We start from the raw sequence: 25,834 nt of genomic DNA on the forward strand, positions 1-25,834 counted from the left end.
GGGCGGCGGACACGAGAGATTGACTCCTTCAGCGGATGGTGGAAAGAAACGCCTTGGTGCGGTCATGCTGCGGGTCGGCGAACAGACGCTCCGGTGGCGCGTCCTCGATGACCCGACCACCGTCCATGACGACGATACGGTCAGCGGCGTCCCTGGCGAACCGCATCTCGTGTGTGACGACCACCATGGTCATGTGCTCGTCGGCCAGCTCACGCATCACCGCCAGGACCTCGCCGACCATCTCGACGTCCAAAGCACTGGTGGGTTCGTCGAACAGCATGACCTTGGGCCGCATGGCCAGCGCGCGGGCGATCGCCACCCGCTGTTGCTGTCCTCCGGAAAGTTGGCTGGGACGGGCATCGGCCTTGTCCGCCAAGCCCACTCGGCTCAACACCGCGATGGCGTCGCGACGCGCCTCGTCCTTGGCCACCCCGAGCACACGTACCGGACCATTCCAGACGTTTTCGGCGGCCGTCATGTGCGGGAACAGGTTGAAGTGCTGGAAGACGAACCCGATCTCGCGCCGGCGGCGCGCCAGCTCGCTGATGCTCACCTTCTTGGTGCCGCCGGAGTCGCGATGGCCGATCGGCGTCCCGCCGATCAGGATCCGGCCGCTGTCGACGGTCTCCAGGTGATTGAGCGATCGCAGCAGGGTGGTCTTGCCCGCTCCGGAAGGGCCGATGAGGACGACGACCTCACCGCGCATGACATCCAGTGAGACGTTGTCGAGAACTCTGCGGCCACCGAGGGTTCGCGAGACGTTCTGCACCGAGACGATCGGAAGTTTTTCTGCCGCTTGGTTCACGTGGACCTCACACCTGGGCTTCGGCGGGCGCGGGGCTGCGGCGGGCACCGAGGAGCCGCTGAGTGATGCGCACGTGCTGGTTGATGCCGAGCTGACGAGCCAGCCTGTTCTCGATCTCGGCTTGGATGACCGTCCATATCGTGGTCAGCGCAAGGTAGTACAGCGCGGCGACGATGAAGATCTCGAAGGTGTGGAAGGTTGCCGAGCTGATGGATTGCGTCACAAGGAACATCTCACTGACACCGATCACCGACAGCACCGAGGTGGTCTTCATCATGCCGTTGAAGGAGTTGCCCATCGGCGGAACCATGACGCGCAGCGACTGCGGGACGATGATCCAGCGCATCACCTTGGCGGGCTTCATCCCCAGGGACTCCGCGGCCTCGAACTGACCCTTGGGCACCGAATCCAAGCCTGCGCGGATGATTTCGGCGATGTAGGCGCTCTCGTTGATCGTCAGTCCGACGATAGCCGCCTGGATCGCCGCCTTGACCGACATCCCGAACAGGGACGCGTCGTGAAATTGGTAGAGGCCGACCGCCGCCAGACCGGTGTAGATGATGACCAACTGCACCAGTAGCGGAGTTCCGCGGACTGCCCAGATGTACAGGCTTGCGCACCAACGCAACACCGCGAACCGGGACCGGCGCAGCAGCGCTATGACCAGGCCGACGAGGGTGGCCAGCACCATCGCCACCGCGGAGATGACGATGGTGAGAACCAGGCCGTTGAGGAAACGCTCACTGGGAGTGAACAGCGATTTCCAGAAGAACTGCCAATCGAAGTGCACGCCGCCGGTCTCCCGTCACTTCTGGATGTCGAGATCGGTCTGGCCCCAGTCGGCCAGGATCTTGGCGTACGTGCCGTTGGCATCGAGTTCGCCGAGTGCCTTGGCGATCGCATCATGCAGCGCGGCATCGCCTTTCAGCGTGGCGGCACCGATCTTGATGGTTCCGAACGGCTTTCCGGCGAGTTGGATCTGGGCACCGGTCTTGGTCGAGTAGTACCCCAGCGTCTCGGCGGTGTCGAGGTACGCGTCGACCTGACCGTTCTGAACTTGTTGCAGCGCAACGTCTGCGTGACTGTTGCGGGTGATGTCGATCTCCGGCTTGCCCGCGGCCGTGCACTTTCCGGACTGGTCGACCACCTGCTCCTCGGCGGTGGTGGCGATCGCCACGATGACCTTCTTGCCGCACAGGCTGTCATCCATGCCGGTGATCGCCGCGGGATGCTCCTTGGACACCGCAATCCCGGTGCCCGAGTACACATATGGCACGAAGTCGACGACCTTCTCGCGCTCCGGCTTGATGTAGAGCTGGGCCATGATCACGTCGCACTGCTTGGCCTGGAGCGTCGGGATCAGCGCGGTGAACGCTGATTCCACGAAGTCCGGCTTGAGGCCCAGCTGGCCGGCCAGCGCCTTGGCGAGGTCGACTTCGCTGCCGACCAGCGCACCGTTTTCGTCGTGGTAAACACTCGGCGGGGTGCCGTCATTGGCGGCGCACACCTTGAGGGTGCCGGCCTGCAGGATCGCCGGCGGTGCGACTGAGGCCGGGCGGGTCGGCCCGGCGACGTCCGTGGAATCCGACGAGCACCCGGTCAGTGCCGCGGCCAGGGCCGCGCCGAGCGCGATGGCGGCGCGAGTACGGGTCGAGAAGGGTGCAGGCACGGGAGCCTCCGAAATATCTGGTGGGACCTGACAGTTCGACCAGCCGTTGTCGATAGCCCGCCAGCAGCGGGGTCTATCGAACGATAGGGGACTATCGAATGATAGGCAACGGATAGCGAGCAGCCGTGTTGGCTAGCCCCGCCCGCGCGGAATGGCGGCCAGTCGTGCCGTGGTGGCGGCCTGCAGATCAGCAAGACCCCCGTGGTCGACCAGCAGGGCCCGCAGCACGAAGTCGGCGGCTTCAAGCGGGCGGCGCCCGCGGACCTGCCCGCCGGGTCCCCCTTGTTCGCGCAGCGTCTCGAACAGCACGCCGTTCATCGCGCGCTGGACGAACCCGGGCTCGAAGGCCACGAACTCCCCCGCCTCGCAGCCCCCGGTGACCACCCGCTCGACCAAGTCATGGAACACCGCGATACCGGCGCGCTCGTCGGCGAGCTCGGCAAGGCCCAGCACGGCGTCCTGGTAGAGCCCGCGCGAATCGAACGGTTGATCCAGCGCCTGGCGCACGTCGCAGGCGATGGTCAGGTGCAGTTTCGCCGCCCAGCTGATGTCCTCGGCCAGATACTGGCGGATCCGTGCCACCGACGGTCCGAGGTCCAGTTCCACCAGTGACTGGTAGATCGCGTGCTTGGCCTCGAAGTGGTGAAACAGCGAGGGCTGCCGGATCTGCACGGCGTCGGCGATGTCACGGGTCGACGTACCGAAGAACCCGCGCTGGGCGAACAGGCTGGCCGCGGCCAGCAGGATGCGACCTCTGGTCGACGTCCAATCCACCTCGGGAGGCTGCCAGTCGGGCCCGTACTTCACCGCCAGATTGTGTCACCACCGCCGAGGCGGCCGGAACCGGCCGCTTACCGCTTCTTGAAAATCGTCCGGTGCCAATCTTTTTCGGCGACACCGGTGATGTCACTCATCACGTGCTTGATGGTCAGGTATTCCTCGAAGGAGTAGTCGCTCATGTCCTTGCCGAACCCGGACGCGCCGACCCCGCCGTGTGGCATCTCGCTGATGATCGGGATGTGGTCGTTGATCCACACGCAGCCGGCGTTGATCTCGCGCGAGGCCCGCTGGGCGCGATACACGTCGCGGGTCCACGCCGAGGCGGCCAGCCCGTAGTCGGTGTCGTTGGCCTGGCGCAGCGCGTCGTCGTCGCCGTCGTGGGTGCGCACGGTCAGCACCGGGCCGAAGATCTCGTCGCGATAGACCTCGCAGGTTTCGGCGACGTCGGCGATCAGCGTCGGCAGGTAGAACGACCCGGGCCGGTCCGGGGCCGCACCGCCGGTGACGACGCGACCGCCCTCGCCCGGCGCCCGGGCCACCATCGCCGCGACCTTGTCGCGGTGGGTGGCCGAGATCAGCGGACCCAGGTCGGTGTCGGGATCCTGCGGATCGCCGACGACCATCTTGCCCATGAGCTCGGCCACCCCGGCCACGAAGTCGTCGTAGAGGTCGCGGGCCACGATCGCACGGGTCGCCGCTGTGCAGTCCTGCCCGGAGTTGATCAGCGAGCCGGCCACTGCGCCGTTGATCGCGGCGTCCAGATCGGCGTCGTCGAACACCACGAACGGCGCCTTGCCGCCGAGTTCCAGTTGGGTGCGGTGGCCATACGCCGCCGCGGCCGACATCACCCGCCGCCCCACCGCGGTCGAGCCGGTGAACGTCACGACGTCGACATCGCGGTGGCCGGCCAGGGCCGAGCCGACGTCCGCTCCGGCGCCGGTGATGACGTTGAGCACGCCGTCGGGCAGGCCGGCCTCGGTGGCCAGCCGGGCCAGCGTGAGAGTGGTCAGCGGGGTCAGCTCGGCGGGCTTGATGACCACCGAACAGCCGGCGGCCAACGCGGGGAGTACCTTCCACACCGCCATCTGCAGTGGGTAGTTCCACGGCGTGATCGTCGCGACCACCCCGACCGCCTCGCGCCGGATGGACGATGTGTGGTCGCCGCTGTACTCCCCGGTGGCCTTGCCTTCCAGGTGGCGGGCGGCCCCGGCGAAGAACGCGATGTTGTCGATGCTGCCTGGCACGTCGAACTCGGTGGCCAGCCGCACCGGTTTGCCGGTTTGACTGACCTCTTCGGCGGCGATCTCCGCGGAGTGGGCGTCGACGAGTTCGGCCAGCTTGGCCAATACTGTGGCACGCTCGACGGGGGTGGCCCGCGACCAGCCGCCGAGAGCGGCGCGGGCGGCGGCCACCGCGGTGTCGACGTCGGCGGGCTGGGCCAGCGCCAGCTCCGCGACGACGCTGCCGTCGGCCGGGTTGATGACCTGGTGGAGGCTGCCGCCGGTCACCAGCGGGGCACCATCGATCCAGCTACCGGGCACAATTCGGGTCTTGTCAGAGGTGAGTGCGGTCACCGCCCCACGGTAACCGACCCGCTCAGCAACTGCTACGCATTCCCACAGTACGGGTGGGCTATCGCCACCAATTTCATCGATCTTGTTGCCTTAAACAACTGATTCCGTGCACAATCATGAGCATGCGTGACTCGGGTGTACCGGCCACTCGGTTTCCCGTCCGGGCCATCGGGGCGGGTGGAAACGGGCCCGTCCAGTTGGACGAGATGTCCAAGGCCATTATCGAGAAACTGCAGCAGGACGGCCGGCGTTCCTACGCCGCGATAGGCAAGTCCGTCGGGCTGTCGGAGGCGGCGGTGCGCCAGCGAGTGCAGCGCCTGGTGGACTCCGGGGTGATGCAGATCGTGGCGGTGACCGATCCTCTCCAGCTGGGATTCAGCAGGCAGGCGATGATCGGCATCCGCTGCACAGGAGATACCACCAAGGTCGCCGAGAAGCTCGCACAGATCGACGCCGTCGATTACGTCGTGCTCACCGCGGGCACCTTCGACGCGATCGCCGAGGTCGTGTGCGAGGACGACGCCGAGCTGCTGGAGCTGCTCAACACCGAGATCCGCGCCGTGCCCGGGGTGACCTCGACCGAAACCTTGGTTTATCTCAAACTCGTTAAACAACAATACAATTGGGGAACACGATGAGTACCACCACGCTCGATCTCACGGCGGAGCTGTCGGCCAAGGCCGACCGCCACCTGTGGGGCCACTTCGCCCGGCACGGTGCGGGGCTGACGCCGCCGATCATCAGCCGCGGCGAAGGCGTGTACATCTACGACAGCCACGGCAAGCGCTACTTCGACGGCCTCTCAGGTCTTTTCGTCGTCCAGGCCGGGCACGGCCGCAAGGAGCTTGCCGAGGCCGCCGCCAAGCAGGCCGAGACGCTCGAGTTCTTCCCGCTGTGGTCCTACGCCACCCCGCCGGCGATCGAATTGGCCGACCGGCTGGCGAATTACGCTCCCGGTGACCTGAATCGGGTGTTCTTCACCACCGGCGGCGGTGAAGCGGTCGAGAGCGCCTGGAAACTGGCCAAGCAGTACTTCAAGCTGACCGGCAAGCCCGGCAAGTACAAGGTGATCTCGCGGGCCATCGCCTACCACGGCACCCCGCAGGGTGCGCTGGCCATCACCGGCCTGCCCGACTTCAAGAAGCCGTTCGAACCGCTGACGCCCGGCGGTTTCCGGGTGCCCAACACCAACTTCTACCGGGCGCCCGCCCCCTACGACACCGACATCAAGGCGTGGGGGCAGTACTGCGCCGACCGCATCGCCGAGGCCATCGAGTTCGAGGGTCCCGAAACGGTGTGTGCGGTCTTCCTGGAGCCGGTGCAGAATGCCGGCGGTTGCTTCCCCCCGCCGCCGGGATACTTCGAACGGGTCCGCGAGATCTGCGACGAGTACGACGTGCTGCTGGTCTCCGACGAGGTGATCTGCGCGTTCGGCCGGATCGGTTCGATGTTCGCCTGCGAGGACATCGGCTACCAGCCCGACATGATCACCTGCGCCAAGGGCATGACCTCGGGTTACTCGCCGATCGGCGCGATGATCGCCAGCGACCGGCTGTTCGAACCGTTCAGCGACGGCAAGACGGTGTTCGGCCACGGCTACACCTTCGGCGGGCACCCGGTGTCCTCGGCGGTCGCGCTGGCCAACCTCGACATCTTCGAGCGCGAGGGCATCAATGATCACGTCAAGACCAACGCACCGATCTTCCGGGCCACGTTGGAGAAGCTGCTCGAACTGCCGATCGTCGGCGACGTGCGCGGTGAAGGATTCTTCTACGGCATCGAGCTGGTGAAGGACAAGACCACCCGGGAGACCTTCAACGACGACGAGAGCGAGCGGCTGCTGCGCGGCTTCCTGTCCTCGGCGCTGTTCGAGGCCGGCCTGTACTGCCGCGCCGACGACCGTGGCGACCCAGTCGTGCAGCTGGCGCCGCCGCTGATCAGCGGGCCCAAGGAATTCGAAGAGATCTACGACATCTTGCACCGGGTGCTCAGCGAGGCCAGCCGCCTGCTGTGACCGGGGCCGCCAAACCCCCGATCGATCCCGTGCGGTGGCAGCCGCCTCCCCAACGGCTGCTGCCACCGCCGGATCTGTCCGGTTCGCTGCGGGTGATCGGCGTTCCAGGGCATGCTCCCGAGGACGTCGTGGTCGACGCCGACGGCACGCTCTGGACCGGAACCGACAACGGTGCGATCGTCCGGATCCGGACAGGCCACGCCCCCGAGGTGGTGGCCAACACCGGCGGCCGACCACTCGGGCTCGCGGTGGCCCGAGACGGTCGGCTGCTGATCTGCGACAGCCACCGTGGATTGCTGCGCCTCGATCCGGCCACCGGCTCATTCGAGACCCTGGTGAGCGAGGTGGCCGGACGGCCGTTGACGTTCTGCAGCAACGCCGTCGAATCATCAGACGGCACAATCTATTTCACCGAGTCGACGTCACGCTTCCACTACGAGTACTACAAGGGCGCCGTGCTCGAGGCCCGGCCCAGCGGGTCACTGTTCCGCCGGGACGTCGACGGCACCGTGACGACCCTGGCCGTTGGGCTGCGCTTCGCCAACGGGGTGACGCTGACCGCCGACGAGTCGGCCCTGGTGGTCGCCGAGACGACGGCCTGCCGGGTGTCGACCTATCCGCTGACGGGTTCGGGTATCGGCGAGCCGGTGCCGTTGATCGAGCACCTGCCCGGCTATCCGGACAACATCTCGACCGCGCCCGACGGACGCATCTGGGTGGCGCTGGTCAGCGAACGCAACGCGGTCGGCGAATGGCTGGCTCCGCGCGCCCCTATGGTGCGCCGACTGATGTGGCGACTGCCCTACGGCTGGCTGCCCAGCCCCAAGCCGGTGGTGTGGGCGATATCCGTCGATCTGGACGGCACGGTGCAGTCGCAGTTGCGGATGGCCGATCCGCGGTTCGCGCTGGCCACCGGGCTGGTCGAGCATGACGGCACGCTGTGGCTGGGCTGCATCGGGTCGTCGGCCGTCGCATGTCTCGATTTGTAACACCAACCACTCCTGTCACAGCGCGGCTCCCCGATTTCGGGGCCCCGATCCCCTACTCTGCGACTCGATGGCGAGCTCGAGAATCTTCACGCGGGGTGCTGCCGCGGTGGCCGCGGCGCTGTGCGTCGTCGGCACCTCGGCGACCGCGTGGGCCGACCCGGACCCCAACACCTGCCCCTACCGGGTGACCACCCCGCCGGCCGTCGACTCCTCGGAGGTGCCGCAGGCGGGCGACCCGCCGCAGCCATTGCCCGTTCCGGCCAAGCCGGTGGGCGGTGACGCGCTGGCGGGCTGCGGCGTGATCGTCGCGGCGGGCACACCGCCGGTCCCCGACGACATCTCGGCCGAATCGTGGGTGGTGGCCGACCTCGACACCGGCGACATCATCGCCGCGCGCGATCCCCATGCCCGGCACCGGCCCGCCAGCATCATCAAGGTGCTGATCGCGATGCAGTCCATGAACGAACTGCCGCTGAACAAGATGGTCGAGGGCACCCAGGACGACGCCAACGCCGAGGGCACCCGGGTCGGCGTGGACGAGGGCGGCAAGTACACCGTCAACGATCTGCTGCACGGCCTGCTGATGCACTCGGGCAACGACGCCGCGCACGCGCTGGCCATGCAGGTCGGCGGCTGGGACACCGCGCTGCAGAAGATCAACACCTTGGCCCGCAAGCTCGGCGGTCAGGACACCCGCGCGGCGACGCCGTCCGGTCTGGACGGGCCGGGCATGAGCACGTCGGCGTACGACATCGGGCTGTTCTACCGCTACGCCTGGGCGAACCCGACGTTCGCGAACATCGTCGCCACCGAGAAATACAACTTCCCCGGCCATCCCGCCAAGCCGGGTGAGGACGGCGATCATCCGGGCTATGAGCTGGAGAACGACAACCAGCTGCTCTACAACTACCCGGGCGCGCTCGGCGGCAAGACGGGCTACACCGACGACGCCGGCCAGACGTTCGTGGGCGCCGCCAACCGCGACGGCCGCCGGCTGGTGGCGGTGCTGATGCGCGGCACCCGCCAGCCGATCCCGCCGTGGCAGCAGGCCGCGCACCTGCTCGACTACGGCTTCGCCACCCCGCCCGGAACCCGGATCGGGAACCTGATCGACCCGGATCCGTCGCTGCTGCCGCCCAAGCCGGATGAGGCCACGGCAGTGAAAGCCAGTGGTACCCAGCTGCTTCCCGAGGCCGACGCGGTGCCGGTGCGGGTGGGCGTCGGGGTGGTCGGCACGCTGGTGGTGTTCTCACTGATCATGATGGCGCGCGCCATCAACCGCAGGCCCGTGCGCGGCCGGTAGAGCCTCCAACTCACCGAGATTGACGCCAGCGAGGTGCTTACTCGCACTGTCGCGCGCTCACGTCGATCTCGGTGAGGTACGAACACGTGGGTTCAGTCTCGCGATGACTGCCGGCCTTTACCGAACAGCCGCGAAACACCCAGTGCACCAACCGCACCCACCGCGACCGCGGCGACCGTCTGCCGGGTGCTCAGACCTTCGTCCGGGCCCACCCGCGGCGAGATGACGGCCGGCCCGGGTGCCGGCACCGGGTCGGGGCGCAGGTTGTCCTTCGACGTCGCCGCCCACGCGGTGGCGAACAGCACCAGCCGCGCGGTGATGTAGGCGAACACCATCAAGCCCAGCACCGGCCCGAACGTCGCACCGGCCGGACCGTGCACCACCGACCGCAGGTAGATCGAACCGACCAGTTTGAAGATCTCGAATGCGACCGCGGCCATCAGGCCGGCGCGCAGGCTGCTGCGGAAGCTCACCGACTCGCGCGGCAACCGGGCGATCATCCAGCTGAACAGCATCCACGACACCGCCCACGACATCACCAGCGAGACGACACGCAGCACGCCGCCGAGGCCGGCCAGATGCGGGACACCGATCCACTCCAGCACGTTCGTCATCAGCGACGGATCCGTCAGCGCGGTCAACGCGACGGTCACGACGATCGCGACGAAGACCGACAGCAGGACCGTCAGATCGGACAGCTTCGTGCGCAGGAAGTTCTGTTTCTCGATCCGCTGATCCCACATCTGGCTCAGCGCCTCACGCAGATTCCCGATCCAGCCCAGCCCCGCCCACGCCGCGGTGGCCAGGCCGATCACCCCCACCGACGTACGGGACTGGATCGCCGAATCGACCAGCCCGATCAGCTGCTGACCAAAATCACCGGAAACTGTTGTCCTGATCCGGTTTTCGATGTCGGCCAGCAGATGCGGCCGGCTGGCCAACACGAAGCCGCCCGCCGCGAATCCGACCATCAGCAGCGGGAACAGCGCGAAGATCGTGAAGTAGGTGATGCCCGCGGCGTAGAAGTCGCCTTTGACCTTCTGATAGCGCGTCCCCGCACGGATCGTGTGGTCGATCCAGTGATAGCGGGCCCGCAGCCGGTCGAGGCGACCCGGTTCGGCCGGTTCTGACATGCCCAGCCCCTCGTATGTCTACGAACTCGTCGGCAGAAACCCTAACCGGTCGTATACCCGTCCGATGGTCTTCGCAGACACCTCGCGGGCCCGGTCGGCTCCCTTGGCCAGGATCGCCTGCAGTTCGGCCGGATCGGCGAGGAGTTCGTGGACGCGCTGCTGCAGCGGGGTGACATAGGAGACGACGGCGTCGGCGGTGTCCTTTTTCAGGTCGCCGTAGCCGCGACCTTCGTATCCGGCCACCAACGTGTCGATGTCGGTGCCGGTGACCGCCGACTGGATCGACAGCAGGTTGGACACGCCGGGCTTGGCCTCGACGTCGTAGCGGATCTCCCGCTCGCTGTCGGTCACGGCCGAGCGGATCTTCTTCGCCGTCACCTTCGGGTCGTCGAGCAGGCTGATCAGGCCGGCCTCGGTGGCCGCGGACTTGCTCATCTTGGCGGTCGGTTCTTGCAGGTCGTAGATCTTGGCGGTGGCCTTGGCGATCATCGGTTCCGGGATGACGAAGGTGTCGGGGAAGCGCACGTTGAACCGCTGGGCGACGTCACGGGCCAGCTCCAGGTGCTGGCGCTGATCCTCACCGACCGGCACCAGATCGGTGTCGTAGAGCAACACGTCGGCGGCCATCAGCACCGGATAGGTGAACAGACCCACCGTCGTCGCCTCCGCGCCCTGCTTCTGCGACTTGTCCTTGAACTGCGTCATCCGCGAGGCCTGGCCGAACCCGGTGAAGCAGCCCAGCGCCCAGGCCAGCTCGGTATGGGCGGGCACGTGACTCTGGACGAAGATCGTCGCGCGATCCGGGTCGATTCCGAGCGCCAGGTATTGGGCGGCGGTCACCAACGTGCGATGGCGCAGCGTGGCGGGATCCTGCGGCACGGTGATCGCATGCAGGTCCACCACGCAGAAGAACGCGTCGTAATCGTCCTGCAGCCCGACCCATTGCCTGATCGCTCCAAGGGCATTGCCCAGGTGCAGCGAGTCTGACGTCGGCTGGACGCCGGAGAAAACGACACGACGAGATGAGCTGTTCATGGTGCGTCAATCCTGTCACGAGGCCCCGCCCCGACGACCGAGTGGCATTAGCATCCTGCTTCGTGGGAGGAAGACTGGCGCTGGCCGCCATCGTGACGATGATCTGTGCGCTGGCCGGGTGCGGCAGCGACGCGGGTGACGAGAAGCGCCCGGCGTCGACGGCGGTGGTGATCGTGTCGGGCGGAGATGCGACGACGCCGTTCACCGGCCCGGAGCAGGCCTGCAAGACCGGGCTGGCCGCCGGCAACACCGACACCGCGCTGCGGGAGTACCTGCTCGGCAAGGGGTACACCGTGTACACCTCCCCCGCGATGGCGGGCCGCGGCCAGGTGGTCGACCAGACCGGGTTCGGTCCATTCGGGGTCTGCCCGGTCACCTTGCCGGAGAACATGACCGTCGACTCGACGGGCAGCATCGACACCGCAGGCGAACACCTGGCCCGATTCCTCAACTGGTTGCACACCGACAAGGGCGTCAACGAGGTCGACTTCGTCGGTCATTCGATGGGCGGGCTGTACTCGCGCGCCGCCATCCGGGTGTTGGCGTCGACGAACTCACCGCTGAAGGTGCGGTCGCTGACCACCATCGGCACGCCGTGGCAGGGCTCCTATCTGTCGGATTTCGCCAACGGGCTTGTCCCGCTCAGTGATTGCAAGGCCGACACATTCTGCGAGACCTCGATGAAGGGCATGTCCGACGAGGTGAAGCGGCTGATGGCCGGCTCGGGCCGCGAAGTCAACCAGGCGTTCCTGATGGGTAAGAACGGCTGGAACGAATACCAATCCGGGGTGCTGGACAAGATCCCGGTGGTGCTGATCGGCGGCAAGAAGTTCACCGCCCCAAAAACCAGCAGCGCCGGCCCGGTCAATCCGGCGGTGTGGCCCAATGACGGCATCGTGGCGCTGCAGAGTGCGCTGGCAAAAGACATCGGCGACCCGGTACTGCCGCACCGCCAGTGTTCGACCTTCGACGACACCCACAGCATTTTCGTCTCCAATCTTGCTGGGCTGGAACAGAAGACGGCGCTGACGTGGGACCCGCAGGTACTCGAGGTCGTGCGCAAGGCCATCGACGACGCACCCGAGGCGCTTGCTCGCCCCAACCGCGAAGGCTGCCCGACCTAGTGCGCCGCATCCTGGCGCTGGCGGCGGCGGTGCTGCTGGCGGGTTGCTCGCACGGCGACACCGGTACCCGCCCGCCGGCTCAGGCGGTGGTCCTGGTCTCCGGCCTGGCCGGCACCGCCCCCTACACCGCGCCGGACGCCGCGTGTGCGATCGGCCTGCCGGCCGGCACCGACCACACGTCGTTGCGCGAACACCTTCTGGGGAAGGGATATTCGGTGTTCACCGCGCCGGCGATGGCCGGCGCCGGCCAGGTGCACGACACGACCGGATACGGGGCATTCGCCTCCTGCCCGGCGCCGCTGCCCGCGTCGATGACCCTCGACAGCACCGGCAGCATCGACCTCGCCGGCGAGCACCTGGCCCGCTTCATCGACTGGCTGCACACCGACAAGCACATCGACGAGGTGGATCTGGTGGGCCATTCGATGGGTGGACTGTTCGCCAGGGCGGCGATCCGCACCCTGACCACCGAGCAGTCAGCGGTGAGGGTGCGATCGTTGACGACGATCGGAACACCCTGGGAGGGTTCCTACCTGGCGAACTCTGTCGAGGGATCCGTCAAGATCAGCGACTGCCTCGGCGACCAGTTCTGCGAGAGCCAGATGAAGGGCTATGCCAGAGATATTGCGGCCGTTCACGTTTCCGGGTCAGCGCGCGAACTCGGGCAGTCATATCTGACGGGCCCCAAGGGCTGGAACAGCTTTCAAGCGGGCGTCCTGGACGCGGTGCCCGTCACATTGATCGGCGGCAATCGGTTCGACCACGCCGGCGGCACCCCGGCGGTATGGCCGAATGACGGGGTGGTGGAGTTGCGTAGCGCTCTGGCCCGCGACATCGACGCCGCCGTGTTGCCGCACCGGCGGTGCCGCGTCGTCGACGACACCCACAGCGACTATGTGTCGATGATCGCCCGACTGCCCCGCGAGACCGCGCTGACCTGGGACCCGCGCGTGCTCGACGCGGTGGCCGAGGCGATCGCCGGCGCGGCAACGGCACTCGACGGCCCCGATCGACAAGGCTGCTGACGCCGGACGTGTCCCCCGATCGGTGGACACGAAAACGGGCTGGTCAGCGGATCGACTGAGATGTGGCGAGCGCGAATGATTGAGTCATGACCACGAACCGCTTCAAGACCCTGATCGCAGCCCCCGCCCTCGCCGCCGCCGTCATCGGTGGTGCCGCCCTCACATTCGCCGGCCCGGCCAGCGCGTCGACCAGCTTGAACAGCTACTCGCCGTACGCCGATGACTCGACCACCGGCAACTTCTACGCCCCGACCACCTATGCCACCCCGGCCACGACGTACGTCCCGTGGGGCGCCTGGATCAACGGAAGCTACTAGACCCAGCAGGACCATGGGCCGGTTGCCTCATCCCCCCCGAGGTAACCGGCCCATTTTCTGTTTCAGGTGTTCTTGACGACAACGCCGTCTTTGACGATGACGGCGATTCCGGTGTCGGGGTCGGCGAGCACGCCGAGGTCGGCCGTGGGGTCACTGTTGACCAGCAGCACGTCGGCCCAGGCGCCGACGGTGATCTCGCCGAGACGAGCCGACTTGTAGGGATCTCGATCGCCAGACAGCCGGAGCAGAGCGGCATTTCCCGACGTCACCATCTTGAGCGCGTCGACATTGCTGACGTATTCGCCCAGACGAACCATCATTTCACTTTGCCGCCCAACGTGATCGGGTTCGAAGAGGAGATCGGTGCCCCAGGCGAGCTTGACTCCGTGCTTCGTCGCCCACTCGTAGACGTGCGGTGTGCCGCTACAGATCTCCCGGTTCTTCTCAGCGCTGTCGGGGTTGAGAAAGCTGTGGTCGTGTTCGGCGAAAGGTTGGGTGGACAGCCACACGTCGCGCTCGGCGAGCATCGCGATGGTGGGCTCGTCGGCCAGATGACCGTGCTCGATGGATTTCACCCCGGCCGCCACCGCGCGGTGGATGCCGGCGACGTTGTAGACATGGGTGGCGACGTACGTGCCGTAGTCGGTCGCCGCTTGCACCGCTGCTGCCAGCTCCGATGGGGTGAACTGGACCGTGTAGAGCGGGTCGTACATCGATGCCGCACCACCGCCGACCATCAGCTTGATCTGCGACGCACCGAGTTTGAGTTGTTCACGCACTGCCGCCAACACCCGGTCCACGCCATCGGCAACCCGCATGAAACCGATGGTCTCGGCACGAGACTCGGTGCCACCCAGCGCTGTCGGAGGTTCGTAGACGAAGCCGAAGTCGCCGTGTCCCGCGGTCTGCGATATCGCCGCCTGGCTGGGGTAGATCCGCGGCCCAAGCGCGGGTTCGCCGTCGATCACCTTCTTGATGCCTGCGGTGTCACCGGCCATGTCACGCACGGTGGTGAACCCGCGCAGCAGTGTGCCCTTAGCCCGGGCCAGCGTGGTGGCGGCCAGCTGAGTCTGGGAGGCCATCGCAAGGTCGAGCAGCGTGTTGGCCATACCGACCAGATGGGCGTGGGCGTCGATCATGCCCGGCATCAACACCCGGTCGGCACCGTCGATGACGGTGACGCCGGCGGACTCGGCAATCGGCGAGGTGTCGATCGCGGCGATCGTGGCCCCGTCGATCAGGACGTGCCCGGGCACCAAGTGCCCTGAGAGGCCGTCGAAGACCCGGACGTTTTTGATCAGGAGACTCATGCGTCGAACTCCACGGTCACCGGGGCGTGATCGGACCAGCGCAGCGCGTAGGCGGCGGGCTTTTCGACCCGCGCCGACACCGTGCGCGCCGCAAGACTCGCACTGGCCAGGTGGTAGTCGATGCGCCAGCCGGCGTCGTTGTCGAACGCCTTACCGCGCCACGACCACCAGCTGTACGGTCCGGCGACATCGGGGTTGAGCCGCCGCATCACGTCGACCCAGCCGGAGTCCATCAGGTCGGTGAGCCATTGCCGCTCGCCGGGCAGAAAGCCGGCCTTCTTGACGTTGGCCTTCCAGGCCTTGATGTCGTTCTCGGTGTGGGCGATGTTCCAGTCGCCGCAGATCACCGCGTCGCGCCCGTCGGCGGTCAGCTCCGCCATCCGCTTGGCCAGCGCGGCCATGAACCGTTCCTTCTCCAGCTGGCGGTCCGTGCCGGCCTCGCCGGTGTGCACGTACACGCTGGCGACTGTCTCGCCGCCGGCCAGATCCGCCTCGACGTAGCGGCCGTGTAGCTCGAATTCGGTTGCCGCCAAGCCGATCCGGACCGCCGCGAACGGGGTGCGGGACAGGATCGCCACCCCGCTGCGACCCTTGAGATGCGGGCTGGCCGAGGCCAGATGCCAGCCGTCGGCCACCGCCTGTGCCAGCGCCTCGGCGATCTGCTCGTCGTCGGAGCGGGTCTCCTGCAGGCACACCACGTCGGACGCGGTCTGCGACAGCCAAGCCAGCAGGCCGAGGTTCTCGGCCGAACGCTGGCGGACAGCGGCGCGGACGCCGTTGACATTGATGGTGGTCACGATCACGAGAGAAAACCTATCTTGCGGTACCGGCGGTATCACCTTTACGGTCTGGTTGTGGCGACCCGCGAATCAATCCACCTAGGTGCCGGCGAACCGATCCTGCTTCTGCACCCGTTCATGATGTCCTCCTACGTCTGGTCCGACGTCGCGCCCCGGCTGGCCGGCACCGGCCGCTTCGAGGTGTTCGCACCGTCGATGGCCGGCCACAACGGTGGCCCGCGCAGCCGATCGCTGATCCTGGATTCCGCGACCCTGGCCGACCACGTCGAGCGCCAGCTCGACGAGATGGGTTGGGACACCGCGCACGTCGTCGGCAACTCGCTGGGCGGCTGGGTGGCATTCGAACTCGAGCGACGCGGCCGGGCCAGGACGCTGACCGGGATCGCCCCGGCCGGCGGCTGGCACCGCTGGTCACCGGTGAAGTACGAGATCGTCGGCAAGTTCGTCGCCGGCCTGCCGGTGTGGCTGACCGCCCGGCTACTCGGCGAGCGCGCGCTGCGCCTACCCGGCGTCAAAGCCGCCGCCACGGTGCCGATCAGCGCCACCCCGCGGGGTGTCACCGAGGTGCAGCTGCAGGAGATACTCGATGACGTCACCCACTGTCCGGCCTACTACCAGCTGCTGATCAAGGCGTTGCTGATGCCGGGACTGATGGAGCTGACCGAACTGTCGGTCCCGACGCACCTGGTGGTGTGCGAGCGTGACCGGGTGCTGCCCCATCCCCGGTTCACCAAGCACTTCCACAAGAACATCCCGGAGATCACGAAGGTGACCCACCTCGACGGCGTCGGGCACATCCCGATGTTCGAGGCGCCGGATCGCGTCACGAACCTGATCACCGAGTGGGTCGACGCCCACGTTCCGCCGGTGCGGCAGCCTGGCTCCGCCAGTTAGCCGGGGCTAGCTGAGCGCGGAGTTGAAGGTCTTGGAAGGCCGCATCACCGAGGCGGTCTTCTCGCGGTCGGGGTAGTAGTAGCCGCCGATATCGACGGCCTGCCCCTGCACCTCGGCCAGTTCAGCGATGATGGCGTCCTCGTTCTCGGCGAGGGTCTTGGCGAGCGGCGCGAAATGCTCGGCCAGTTCCTTGTCCTCGGTCTGCTCGGCAAGTGCCTGCGCCCAGTACAGCGCGAGGTAGAACTGGCTACCGCGGTTGTCCAGCTCGCCTGCCTTGCGCGACGGATTCTTGTTGGCGTCCAACAACTCTCCGACCGCGGTGTCCAGCGTGGTCGCCAGCACCTTGGCCTTGGCGTTGCCGAACTTGTTGCCCAGATCCTCGAGGCTGGCGCCGATCGCCAGGAACTCGCCGAGCGAATCCCAGCGCAGGTGGTTCTCCTCCACCAGCTGGCTGACGTGCTTGGGAGCCGACCCACCGGCACCGGTCTCGTACAGCCCGCCGCCGGCCATCAACGGCACGATCGACAGCATCTTGGCGCTGGTGCCCAGCTCCAGGATCGGGAACAGGTCGGTGAGGTAGTCACGCAGGATGTTGCCCGTCGCGGCGATGGTGTCCTGCCCGCGGATCACCCGCTCGAGGGTGTACCGCATGGCCCACACCTGCGGCAGGATCGTGATGTCGAGGCCCTCGGTGTCCTCTTCGGCGAGATAGGCCTTCACCTTCTTGCGCAGCTCGTTCTCGTGCGGACGCTCGTCATCGAGCCAGAACACCGTGGTCATGCCGGACAGCCTGGCCCGGTTGACGGCCAGCTTGACCCAGTCGCGGATGGGCGCGTCCTTGACGATCGGCATCCGCCAGATGTCGCCCTCTTCGACATCCCACGACAGCAGCACCTCGCCGGTGTCGACGTCGACGATGTCGGCGACGCCGTCGACCGGGATCTCGAAGGTCTTGTCGTGGCTGCCGTACTCCTCGGCCTTCTGCGCCATCAGACCGACGTTGGGAACGGTGCCCATCGTGGTCGGATCGAACTGGCCGTGGGTCTTACAGAAGTTGATCATCTCCTGGTACATCCGGGAGAACGTCGACTCCGGGTTGACGGCCTTGGTGTCCTTGGTGCGGCCGTCGGCGCCGTACATCTTGCCGCCGAGCCGGATCATCGCGGGCATCGAGGCGTCGACGATCACGTCGGACGGCGAGTGGAAGTTCGAGATGCCCTTGGCCGAGTCGACCATCGCCAGCTCCGGGCGGTGCTCGTGGCACTTGTGCAGGTCTTCGATGATCTCCTCGCGCTGCGAGGCGGGCAGCGATTCGATCTTGTCGTAGAGGTCGGAGAGCCCGTTGTTGACGTTGACGCCGAGCTCGTCGAACAGCTTGCCGTGCTTGGCGAAAGCGTCCTTGTAGAAGACCTTCACCGCGTGGCCGAACACGATCGGGTGCGAAACCTTCATCATGGTGGCCTTGACGTGCAGCGAGAACATCACGCCCGTCTTGTAGGCGTCCTCGATCTCCTTCTCGTAGAACTCGATCAGCGCCTTCTTGCTCATGAACATGCTGTCGATGACGTCGCCGTTGTCGAGCTTGACCTCGGGCTTGAGCACGATCGGGTCACCGGTCTTGGGCGTCAACACCATCTTCACGGTGCGGTCTTTGTCCAGCGTCATCGACTTCTCACCGTGGTAGAAGTCACCGGTCTTCATGGTCGCCACGTGGGTGCGGGACGCCTGCGACCACTGGCCCATGCTGTGCGGGTGCTTCTTGGCGTATTCCTTGACCGCCTTGGGTGCACGACGGTCTGAGTTACCTTCGCGCAGAACCGGATTCACCGCGCTGCCGAGGATCTTGCCGTAGCGCTGGCGGATCTCTTTTTCCTCGTCGGTCTTCGGATCGCCCGGAAAGTCGGGAAGGTCGTAGCCCTTGGACTTGAGTTCCTTGATGGCGGCGATCAGCTGCGGTACCGAGGCGCTGATGTTGGGCAGCTTGATGATGTTGGCGCTCGGGTCCTGGGTCAGCTCGCCGAGTTCGGCGAGGTTGTCGGGCACCTTCTGCTCGTCGGTCAGCCGATCGCTGAACTCGGCGAGGATGCGCGCGGCCACCGAGATGTCGCTGGTCTTGACGTCGATGCCGGCTGCCTCGACGAACGTGCGCAACACCGGCAGGAACGCATACGTCGCCAGCAGCGGCGCCTCATCAGTCAGCGTGTAGATGATGGTCGGGTTCTCGGCGCTCATTGCTGTTGTCTCCCGGGCGGTCAGTCAGGTGCGTTGGCGGCTATCAGTATCGCGTCGCTTCTGAACCTACGTGACCGCCGTCGTCGTATCTGTTGAGAGGTCTGCGTCACAGTCGTACCCGACGGCGCCGATATCCCGCTGGCCTCACGTTACGAAGGTCCGCTATGCTTTGACTCGGTCATGAGCGCCAGCGTCAAGCCCCGGCTCGCTGGCCGGCAACCCTCCAACCGCGGTGGGGTGCTCCGGGTGAAGACCAGGTTGAGCAGCTGCAGGTAGCTGCACGGCAAGCGCGGGTCCGCTCAGAACGGGCCCCCAGAACAGATGGAGGTTCGTTTTTCATATGAGCACGTCAGATACCGAGGATCCGACCGCGTCGTGGTCCTTCGAGACCAAGCAGATCCACGTCGGCCAAACCCCCGACGCCGTGACGCACGCCCGGGCACTGCCGATCTACGCCACCACGTCGTACACCTTCGACAACACCGACCACGCCGCCGCGCTGTTCGGGCTGGCCGAGCCGGGCAACATCTACACCCGGATCATGAATCCGACCCAGGACACCGTCGAGCAGCGCATCGCCGCCCTCGAAGGTGGCGTGGCCGCGCTGTTCCTGTCCTCCGGGCAGGCGGCGGAGACGTTCGCGATCCTGAACATCGCCGAAGCCGGCGATCACATCGTGTCCAGCCCGCGGTTGTACGGCGGCACGTACAACCTGCTGCACTACACGCTGCCGAAGTTGGGCATCGAAACCACGTTCGTGACCGACCCCGACGACCCGGAGTCGTGGCAGGCGGCGGTCCGGCCGAACACCAAGGCCTTCTTCGGCGAGACGATCTCCAACCCACAAATCGATGTGCTCGACATTCCGGCGGTGTCGAAGGTGGCGCACGACAACGGGGTTCCGCTGATCGTCGACAACACCATCGCCACGCCCTACCTCATTCAGCCGATCGCCCACGGCGCCGACATCGTCGTGCACTCGGCGACCAAGTACCTCGGCGGCCACGGCACGGCCATCGCCGGGGTGATCGTCGACAGCGGCAAGTTCGACTGGCGCGTTGAAGAATCTGGGCAAGCCAAGTTCCCCGGCTTCACCACTCCGGATCCCAGCTATCACGGCGTGGTGTTCGCCGAACTCGGCCCGCCCGCCTACGCACTCAAGGCGCGCGTTCAGCTGCTGCGTGACCTCGGCTCGGCGGGGTCACCGTTCAACGCCTTCCTGATCGCGCAGGGCCTGGAGACGCTCAGCCTGCGGATCGAACGCCACGTGTCCAACGCACTGAAGGTGGCCGAATACCTGGCCGGGCACTCCGACGTGGTGTCGGTCAACTACGCCGGCCTGCCGACCTCACCGTGGTACGAGCGCGCAAAGAAGTTGGCGCCCAAGGGGACCGGCGCGGTGCTGGCCTTCGAGCTGGCCGGCGGCGTCGAGGCCGGAAAGGCGTTCGTCAACGCACTCACGCTGCACAGCCACGTCGCCAACATCGGCGATGTGCGTTCCCTGGTGATCCACCCGGCGTCGACCACTCACCAGCAGCTGTCCGCCGAGGAGCAGTTGGCCACCGGCGTCACCCCGGGTCTGGTCCGACTTGCCGTCGGCCTCGAGGGCATCGACGACATCCTGGCCGACCTGGAGCGCGGCTTCGCCGCCGCCAAGTCCGTGTCGGCGGATGCCTCGGACCCGCGGGCCGTGGCGGCCCATTGAGTGAGCCTGACATGACCATCAGCGACGAGCGCATCGTGACCCTGCCGGCCGAAGGCGAGATCGGCGTCGTCGACATCGGCCCGCTGACGCTGGAAAGCGGCGAGGTGCTCGACCATGTGTCGATCGCCGTGCAGCGCTGGGGCGAGCTTTCCCCCGACCGTGACAACGTCGTCGTCGCGCTGCATGCGCTGACCGGCGACTCGCACCTGACCGGGCCTGCCGGTCCGGGACACCCCACGCCCGGCTGGTGGGACGGTGTCGCGGACCCCGGCGCCCCGATCGACACCACCCGCTGGTGCGCGGTGGCCACCAATGTGCTGGGCGGCTGCCGCGGCTCGACGGGCCCAAGCTCGCTGGCCCGTGACGGCAAACCCTGGGGTTCGCGATTCCCGATCATCACCGTGCGGGACCAGGTCAATGCCGACGTGGCGGCGCTGGAAGCGCTCGGCATCACCGAAGTCGCGGCTCTGGTGGGCGGCTCGATGGGCGGTGCCAGGGCGCTGGAATGGATGGTCGGCTATCCCGACCGGGTGCGGGCGGCGCTCGTGCTGGCCGTCGGGGCCCGGGCGACCGCCGACCAGATCGGCACGCAGAGCACGCAGATCGCGGCGATCAAGGCCGATCCGAACTGGCAGGGCGGCGACTATCACGACACCGGCCGCCACCCCGACGTCGGGCTGCAGCTGGCCCGCCGGTTCGCCCACCTCACCTACCGCGGTGAGGTGGAGCTGGACAACCGGTTCGGCAATGCCGCCCAAGACGACGAGGACACCCTGACCGGCGGCCGGTACGCCGTGCAGAGCTACCTGGAATACCAGGGCGCGAAGCTGGTCAACCGGTTCGACGCGGGCAGCTACGTCACGCTGACCGAGACGCTGTCCAACCACGACGTCGGGCGCGGACGCGGCGGTGTGGCCGCGGCACTGGGCTCGTGCCCGGTGCCGACCGTGGTCGGCGGGATCACCTCGGACCGGCTCTACCCGCTGCGGCTGCAGCAGGAGCTGGCAGGACTGCTGCCGAACTGTGCGGGGCTCAACGTCGTCGAGTCGATCTACGGGCACGACGGCTTCCTCGTCGAGACCGACGCGGTGGGCGAACTCATCCGCCAGACCCTCGACCTGGCCGACGGCAGAAGCCGCCGCACGCCGTGACGGGGTCGCAGCGCGAACGCTCCCTGTCCTTCGGGTCCGAGGCCGCCGCCTACGAGCGCGGCCGCCCGTCGTATCCGCCGGAGGCCATCGACTGGTTGCTGCCGGCCGGTGCGCGCGATGTGCTGGACCTGGGTGCCGGTACCGGCAAGCTGACCACCCGCCTCGTCGAGCGCGGCCTGGATGTGGTGGCCGTCGATCCGTTGGCCGAGATGCTGGAGCTGCTCAGCTCGGCGCTGCCCGACACCCCCGCGTTGCTGGGCACTGCCGAGCAGATCCCGTTGCCGGACAACAGTGTTGATGCGGTACTGGTTGCACAGGCCTGGCATTGGTTCGACCCGGAGCAGGCCGTCGCCGAAGTGGCCCGGGTGCTGCGGCCGGGCGGGCGGCTCGGGTTGGTGTGGAACGCCCGAGACGAACGCCTGGGCTGGGTCAAGGACCTCGGGCGCATCATCGGCCACGAGAACGCCCAAGTCAACGAGACCACCACCGTGCCCGAGCCGTTCGTCGGCGTCGAGCATCATCGCGTCGAGTGGACGAGTTACCTGACGCCGCAGGCACTGATCGACCTGGTGGCGTCACGCAGCTACTGCATCACGTCACCGGCGGACGTCCGCACCCAGACCCTCGACGAGGTTCGCGAGTTGCTGACAACGCATCCGGCACTGGCGAACTCGACCGGCCTGGCGCTGCCCTACATCACCGTGGGCATGCGGGCGACGCTGTCGGCCTGAACGTTTAGAGTTCGACAGCATGGAGTCGGCGAGGGAGTGGCTTTCCCTGCTGGCGACTGCCGGCGTGCCCGCATTCCATGTTCGCCGGACACCGGACGGCTTGTCGATCGTCAGGCGCACACCGGAATTCGTGGGTGTCATGCAGGTCCTCAGTGGGCGACTGGACGAACCAAGCCTGCTCGCGCGGTTGCACAGTGCCTGGCCGGCGGTCGTCGGCGACGCACCGTTTGTGATCTCAGAGCAGCAATCCCCGGGATGGCGATGTGTCGTCCGAGCCGTCGATGACGGCCCCTGCGACTACCTGGTGATTCTGCGCTGGCCCGAGGAAATCCAGTTGGTCAACAACGCCTTCTTCACCCTCGTCGAGAACTTGCCGGACGTGGTGACCCGGTACAGCCGCGACTTCCGCTGCCTGTACGCCAATCCGGCGATCGGTCGCGTTACGGGTATTCCCGCCGAAACACGCTTTGGCAAGACCTACGCCGATACCGGTGCACCACGCGAGGTCACCCGAGAGTTCGTAGGCGCCTATCAGCAGGTGCTCGACACCGGCCAGCCAGTGGAGATCGAGTTCGACTACGACGGTCCCGAAGGCCTCCGTCATTACCTGGGCCGTGCAGCACCCGAGTTCGACAACAGCGGACGGGTCAACTCGATCCTGTCGGTGGTGCGCGACATCACCCAGGTCAAACGTCTCCAGCACGAACTGGAGCAGCTGGCGCATACCGATCCACTAACCTCTCTGCTGAATCGGCGGAGTTTCGCCGAGCAACTCACGGAGGCATTGGAGCGGGTTCGTGGTGGGCGGCAGGAACTCGCGGTCCTCATGCTCGACCTGGACAATTTCAAGTCGATCAACGATCAGTTCGGCCACTCGGCCGGTGACCGCGTGCTTGAAGCCGTCGGCCGGATCCTGGTCGAGGAAACCCGAGCAACCGACTTGGTGGCGCGGTTGGGTGGCGACGAGTTCTGTGCCGCACTCATCGACACTGGCTTGGGTCCCGCGCAGGCCGTCGCGGAACGGATCGGCCGGCGGGTCAGCGAGATTTCGCTCGACTCCGTCGGCAAGCTCGCGGTGAACGCAAGTGTCGGGGTGGCGGCGGCCGAGGAGCAGGATGCGAACGTGCTTGATCTGCTCGCTCGCGTAGACAGCGTGATGTATCGGGTCAAGTTTGGCGGCGAGCGCCGTTAAAGTGGTGCGGTGGAGGTTGCCAACGAATGGTTGGGCACCCTCGCCTTGGCGGGGGTGCCCGCATTCGTGTGCCGACTGGATCAGGGCAGTGCCGAGATCCAGTCGCGCACACCGAAACTCATTGCCATTCGGGATGCACTGAACCTCGACGAGAATGTGGTGCTCGACAGACTCGGCGCAGCGTGCTCCGCTGCGGCCGGGCCGGATCCGGTCATCGTGGATGGAGAGAGCGATCCCGCGTGGCAGTGCGTCGTGACAAGTGTGAACGGGAACCCGAATCTATGCCTGGCGATCCTGCGGGTGACAAGCCGACTGCAGCGGTATAACGAGACGTTCTTCTCCATCGTGGAGAAGTTGCCCGACATCGTCTCGCGATATGACCGCAACTTCCGTCATCTGTATGTCAATCCGGCCATTGAGTCAGTTACACCACTGATCGGGGTGCAGGACTACATCGGCAAAGACCATCACGAGCTCGGCATGCCACCGCACTTGATTGAACTCTGGCAGTCCGCGTATCGCAGGGCATTCGAGGCCGGGGAGACCGTAGAGCAGGAATTCACCTTTCTCGGGCCGCACGGGACACGCCATTTTCTGTTCCGGACAGTCCCGGAATACGGCCCGGACGGCAAGATCCACACGGTCCTCAACACCGCACGCGACATCACCGAACTCAAATCGCTCCAGCACCAGTTGGAAGTTCTGGCACAGACCGATCCGTTGACCTCACTACTGAATCGGCGTGGGTTCATCAACCGCCTGGAAGCCGAACTGCGCCGCGCACGAGACGGCGGCGCAGTATTGAGTCTGCTCATGCTCGACATCAACAACTTCAAATCGGTGAACGACACATTCGGGCATCCCGCCGGGGACGACGTCCTCACGGCGATCGGCGATATCATCCAGACGGCAGTTCAGCCTGACGACTTCCCTGCGCGACTCGGTGGCGACGAATTCTGTATCGGCCTGGTGGACACGAGTTCAACGCAAGCGCGCGCTGCAGCCGAAAGAATTCGCATGCGTATCGGCGAACTTGGCGCGCTCGACGGGTGTCCCTGCCGCATCACGGTGAGCATTGGACTGGTGACGTCCGACGAACCTCGCGACACTGCGTCAGATCTACTCTCGCGATGTGACCGATCCATGTATCAAGAGAAGTTGCGCAGCTCGTCGGGCCGGCCGTGACCCCCGAACCAGCGGGACAGCGCGGACTGCAGATTCTGCGCGTCGACCTCCTCGAAATCGTCTGCGGCCCAAGCCACGTAGCCGTCCGGGCGAATGAGTAGCGCGGCGGGGCCGCCTGCGAGTCGCGCGACGACGGTGTCCAGGCGATCCGTCCACCCCTGCGCGGCCGCGGCGGCGGCACCACCGCACAGATCCAGCAGCACCGGCCTGGCGTTGTGCAGCAGGCCCGCCACCGGCCGCCCGTCGTCGAGCGTCAGGTCCGGCACGAGGTAGCCGGACAGCGGATGGTCGTCACCGACGTCGTAGCGCACGTCCGAGCCCGCGAGCAGTCGGCCCAGGTGCTGGGTGACCTCGGGGATGGCGATCAGCTCGGTGAAAAGCGCACGCAGTTCGGCCACTTCGGGTCCCGACGCCATCAATGCGCTCTGGGCCATCGAATGCATCATGACCCGGCGACCCACCGGATGGCGCTCGGTTTCATAGGTGTCGAGCAGTCCGGCCGGTGCCCAGCCGTTGACGTCGGCGGCCAGTTTCCAGCCGAGGTTCACCGCGTCCTGCAGGCCGAGGTTCAGCCCGGGACCACCCATCGCCGAGTGCACGTGGGCGGCATCGCCGAGCAGCAATACCCGTCCGGCCCGGTAATGCTCGGCCTGCCTGGTGTTCTGGCCGTCGATCCGGCGCTTCGCGTGCGGGCCGGGACCGCGTGGCTCCTCCAGCGGCACATCGACGCCCAGGATCCGCTGAAGACTGGCGCGCAGTTCGCCGAGTGTCAGCGGACCGTCCTCGTCGGCGCGGCCTTCCTCCCGGGTTCGGGTCTGCTGCACGAATAGGTGACATCTGAGTTGGCTTGCCCCGGGTGGGTGGGC

At 66.6% G+C, this 25,834-nt stretch carries 24 protein-coding genes and 1 riboswitch; of the genes, 13 read left to right on the plus strand and 11 right to left on the minus strand.

Annotated features, from left to right (window positions below):
• Nucleotides 1-28: 28 nt before the first annotated feature.
• The 5 genes from CRM90_RS25585 to CRM90_RS25605 all read right to left on the minus strand — a co-directional run bounded on the left by CRM90_RS25585 (nucleotide 29) and on the right by CRM90_RS25605 (nucleotide 4,828).
• Entirely contained in the window at nucleotides 29-805 is a 777-nt protein-coding gene (locus CRM90_RS25585) for an amino acid ABC transporter ATP-binding protein (RefSeq protein ID WP_102809706.1), read from the minus strand.
• 7 nt (nucleotides 806-812) lie between these two features.
• The gene (locus CRM90_RS25590) at nucleotides 813-1,595 is read right to left on the minus strand and encodes an amino acid ABC transporter permease (protein WP_102809707.1); all 783 of its coding nucleotides are present in this window, start codon (nucleotides 1,593-1,595) and stop codon (nucleotides 813-815) included.
• Between the two features lie 15 nt (nucleotides 1,596-1,610).
• Nucleotides 1,611-2,474 carry an ABC transporter substrate-binding protein gene (locus tag CRM90_RS25595; RefSeq protein WP_233209502.1) on the minus strand — a complete coding sequence of 288 codons (864 nt, stop codon included), beginning with the start codon at nucleotides 2,472-2,474 and terminating at the stop codon, nucleotides 1,611-1,613.
• Between the two features lie 132 nt (nucleotides 2,475-2,606).
• Complete coding sequence (locus CRM90_RS25600; RefSeq protein ID WP_102809708.1) at nucleotides 2,607-3,281, minus strand: TetR/AcrR family transcriptional regulator; 675 nt, start codon at nucleotides 3,279-3,281, stop codon at nucleotides 2,607-2,609.
• A 44-nt stretch (nucleotides 3,282-3,325) separates the two neighbouring features.
• A complete protein-coding gene (locus tag CRM90_RS25605) occupies nucleotides 3,326-4,828 on the minus strand; it encodes a gamma-aminobutyraldehyde dehydrogenase (RefSeq protein WP_102809709.1) in 1,503 nt (500 codons plus the stop codon).
• Nucleotides 4,829-4,995: 167 nt separating this feature from the next.
• Between CRM90_RS25605 and CRM90_RS25610 the strand changes: the two genes are divergently transcribed.
• From CRM90_RS25610 to CRM90_RS25625, 4 genes are all read left to right on the plus strand, one after another.
• Complete coding sequence (locus CRM90_RS25610; RefSeq protein ID WP_502693322.1) at nucleotides 4,996-5,466, plus strand: Lrp/AsnC family transcriptional regulator; 471 nt, start codon at nucleotides 4,996-4,998, stop codon at nucleotides 5,464-5,466.
• On the plus strand, nucleotides 5,463-6,842 hold the full coding sequence (locus tag CRM90_RS25615) for an aspartate aminotransferase family protein (protein WP_102809710.1): 1,380 nt from the start codon (nucleotides 5,463-5,465) through the stop codon (nucleotides 6,840-6,842). Before CRM90_RS25610 ends, CRM90_RS25615 begins: the two co-directional genes overlap by 4 nt.
• Complete coding sequence (locus CRM90_RS25620) at nucleotides 6,839-7,831, plus strand: SMP-30/gluconolactonase/LRE family protein (protein ID WP_102809711.1); 993 nt, start codon at nucleotides 6,839-6,841, stop codon at nucleotides 7,829-7,831. Before CRM90_RS25615 ends, CRM90_RS25620 begins: the two co-directional genes overlap by 4 nt.
• A 67-nt stretch (nucleotides 7,832-7,898) precedes the next feature.
• Nucleotides 7,899-9,134, plus strand: coding sequence for a D-alanyl-D-alanine carboxypeptidase family protein (locus tag CRM90_RS25625; RefSeq protein ID WP_102809712.1), 1,236 nt, complete (start codon nucleotides 7,899-7,901; stop codon nucleotides 9,132-9,134).
• Nucleotides 9,135-9,226: 92 nt separating this feature from the next.
• Here the strand turns inward: CRM90_RS25625 and yhjD are convergent, their stop codons facing one another.
• Entirely contained in the window at nucleotides 9,227-10,267 is a 1,041-nt protein-coding gene (yhjD, locus tag CRM90_RS25630) for an inner membrane protein YhjD (RefSeq protein ID WP_102809713.1), read from the minus strand.
• Between the two features lie 18 nt (nucleotides 10,268-10,285).
• The gene (gene trpS, locus CRM90_RS25635; RefSeq protein WP_102809714.1) at nucleotides 10,286-11,302 is read right to left on the minus strand and encodes a tryptophan--tRNA ligase; all 1,017 of its coding nucleotides are present in this window, start codon (nucleotides 11,300-11,302) and stop codon (nucleotides 10,286-10,288) included.
• 62 nt (nucleotides 11,303-11,364) lie between these two features.
• Between trpS and CRM90_RS25640 the strand changes: the two genes are divergently transcribed.
• The 3 genes from CRM90_RS25640 to CRM90_RS25650 all read left to right on the plus strand — a co-directional run bounded on the left by CRM90_RS25640 (nucleotide 11,365) and on the right by CRM90_RS25650 (nucleotide 13,768).
• Nucleotides 11,365-12,426: an alpha/beta hydrolase gene (locus tag CRM90_RS25640; RefSeq protein WP_353616995.1), complete on the plus strand. Its 1,062-nt coding sequence runs from the start codon at nucleotides 11,365-11,367 to the stop codon at nucleotides 12,424-12,426.
• A complete protein-coding gene (locus tag CRM90_RS25645) occupies nucleotides 12,426-13,451 on the plus strand; it encodes an esterase/lipase family protein (protein ID WP_102809715.1) in 1,026 nt (341 codons plus the stop codon). The genes CRM90_RS25640 and CRM90_RS25645 overlap by 1 nt, the downstream gene beginning before the upstream one ends.
• A gap of 86 nt (nucleotides 13,452-13,537) precedes the next feature.
• Nucleotides 13,538-13,768 carry a hypothetical protein gene (locus CRM90_RS25650; protein WP_102809716.1) on the plus strand — a complete coding sequence of 77 codons (231 nt, stop codon included), beginning with the start codon at nucleotides 13,538-13,540 and terminating at the stop codon, nucleotides 13,766-13,768.
• Nucleotides 13,769-13,830: 62 nt separating this feature from the next.
• On the opposite strand, the gene CRM90_RS25655 is transcribed toward CRM90_RS25650, so the two are convergent.
• Complete coding sequence (locus CRM90_RS25655; RefSeq protein ID WP_102809717.1) at nucleotides 13,831-15,078, minus strand: metal-dependent hydrolase family protein; 1,248 nt, start codon at nucleotides 15,076-15,078, stop codon at nucleotides 13,831-13,833.
• Nucleotides 15,075-15,881, minus strand: a complete 807-nt coding sequence (locus CRM90_RS25660) for an exodeoxyribonuclease III (protein WP_102809718.1) — start codon at nucleotides 15,879-15,881, stop codon at nucleotides 15,075-15,077. The genes CRM90_RS25655 and CRM90_RS25660 overlap by 4 nt, the downstream gene beginning before the upstream one ends.
• A 51-nt stretch (nucleotides 15,882-15,932) precedes the next feature.
• Here CRM90_RS25660 and ephH point away from each other — a divergent pair, with 51 nt between their 5' ends.
• The gene (gene ephH / locus CRM90_RS25665; protein ID WP_102809730.1) at nucleotides 15,933-16,772 is read left to right on the plus strand and encodes an epoxide hydrolase EphH; all 840 of its coding nucleotides are present in this window, start codon (nucleotides 15,933-15,935) and stop codon (nucleotides 16,770-16,772) included.
• A 6-nt stretch (nucleotides 16,773-16,778) separates the two neighbouring features.
• Here ephH and CRM90_RS25670 read toward each other — a convergent pair whose 3' ends face one another.
• Nucleotides 16,779-19,004 (minus strand): NADP-dependent isocitrate dehydrogenase, encoded by a 2,226-nt coding sequence (locus CRM90_RS25670; protein WP_102809719.1) that lies wholly within the window; start codon nucleotides 19,002-19,004, stop codon nucleotides 16,779-16,781.
• Nucleotides 19,005-19,180: 176 nt separating this feature from the next.
• A riboswitch (SAM riboswitch) is annotated at nucleotides 19,181-19,300 on the plus strand.
• Between the two features lie 44 nt (nucleotides 19,301-19,344).
• Here CRM90_RS25670 and CRM90_RS25675 point away from each other — a divergent pair.
• The 5 genes from CRM90_RS25675 (at nucleotide 19,345) to CRM90_RS25695 (ending at nucleotide 24,968) form a co-directional block, all read left to right on the plus strand.
• On the plus strand, nucleotides 19,345-20,709 hold the full coding sequence (locus CRM90_RS25675) for a bifunctional o-acetylhomoserine/o-acetylserine sulfhydrylase (RefSeq protein ID WP_102809720.1): 1,365 nt from the start codon (nucleotides 19,345-19,347) through the stop codon (nucleotides 20,707-20,709).
• 11 nt (nucleotides 20,710-20,720) lie between these two features.
• Nucleotides 20,721-21,860 carry a homoserine O-acetyltransferase MetX gene (gene metX, locus CRM90_RS25680; protein WP_102809721.1) on the plus strand — a complete coding sequence of 380 codons (1,140 nt, stop codon included), beginning with the start codon at nucleotides 20,721-20,723 and terminating at the stop codon, nucleotides 21,858-21,860.
• Nucleotides 21,857-22,591 (plus strand): class I SAM-dependent methyltransferase, encoded by a 735-nt coding sequence (locus tag CRM90_RS25685; protein WP_102809722.1) that lies wholly within the window; start codon nucleotides 21,857-21,859, stop codon nucleotides 22,589-22,591. Before metX ends, CRM90_RS25685 begins: the two co-directional genes overlap by 4 nt.
• Nucleotides 22,592-22,925: 334 nt before the next feature.
• Nucleotides 22,926-23,783, plus strand: a complete 858-nt coding sequence (locus CRM90_RS25690) for a sensor domain-containing diguanylate cyclase (RefSeq protein ID WP_233209503.1) — start codon at nucleotides 22,926-22,928, stop codon at nucleotides 23,781-23,783.
• Between the two features lie 9 nt (nucleotides 23,784-23,792).
• Complete coding sequence (locus CRM90_RS25695; protein WP_102809724.1) at nucleotides 23,793-24,968, plus strand: GGDEF domain-containing protein; 1,176 nt, start codon at nucleotides 23,793-23,795, stop codon at nucleotides 24,966-24,968.
• Here the strand turns inward: CRM90_RS25695 and CRM90_RS25700 are convergent.
• Nucleotides 24,932-25,834, minus strand: a 903-nt coding sequence (locus CRM90_RS25700; protein ID WP_199190055.1) for an FAD-dependent monooxygenase, incomplete at its 5' end; no start/stop codon positions are given. The genes CRM90_RS25695 and CRM90_RS25700 overlap by 37 nt on opposite strands.

The sequence above is a fragment of the Mycobacterium sp. ENV421 genome (genome assembly GCF_002887815.1).
Classification (GTDB): domain Bacteria; phylum Actinomycetota; class Actinomycetes; order Mycobacteriales; family Mycobacteriaceae; genus Mycobacterium.

What these genes read in the sequence shown, in the direction of transcription:
- CRM90_RS25615 (WP_102809710.1), top strand. Translation starts at nt 5,463, where the DNA reads ATGAGTACCACCACGCTCGATCTCACGGCGGAGCTGTCGGCCAAGGCC.
- CRM90_RS25625 (WP_102809712.1), top strand. Translation starts at nt 7,899, where the DNA reads ATGGCGAGCTCGAGAATCTTCACGCGGGGTGCTGCCGCGGTGGCCGCG.
- yhjD (WP_102809713.1), bottom strand. Translation starts at nt 10,267, where the DNA reads ATGTCAGAACCGGCCGAACCGGGTCGCCTCGACCGGCTGCGGGCCCGC.
- trpS (WP_102809714.1), bottom strand. Translation starts at nt 11,302, where the DNA reads ATGAACAGCTCATCTCGTCGTGTCGTTTTCTCCGGCGTCCAGCCGACG.
- CRM90_RS25650 (WP_102809716.1), top strand. Translation starts at nt 13,538, where the DNA reads ATGACCACGAACCGCTTCAAGACCCTGATCGCAGCCCCCGCCCTCGCC.
- CRM90_RS25655 (WP_102809717.1), bottom strand. Translation starts at nt 15,078, where the DNA reads ATGAGTCTCCTGATCAAAAACGTCCGGGTCTTCGACGGCCTCTCAGGG.
- CRM90_RS25670 (WP_102809719.1), bottom strand. Translation starts at nt 19,004, where the DNA reads ATGAGCGCCGAGAACCCGACCATCATCTACACGCTGACTGATGAGGCG.
- CRM90_RS25675 (WP_102809720.1), top strand. Translation starts at nt 19,345, where the DNA reads ATGAGCACGTCAGATACCGAGGATCCGACCGCGTCGTGGTCCTTCGAG.
- metX (WP_102809721.1), top strand. Translation starts at nt 20,721, where the DNA reads ATGACCATCAGCGACGAGCGCATCGTGACCCTGCCGGCCGAAGGCGAG.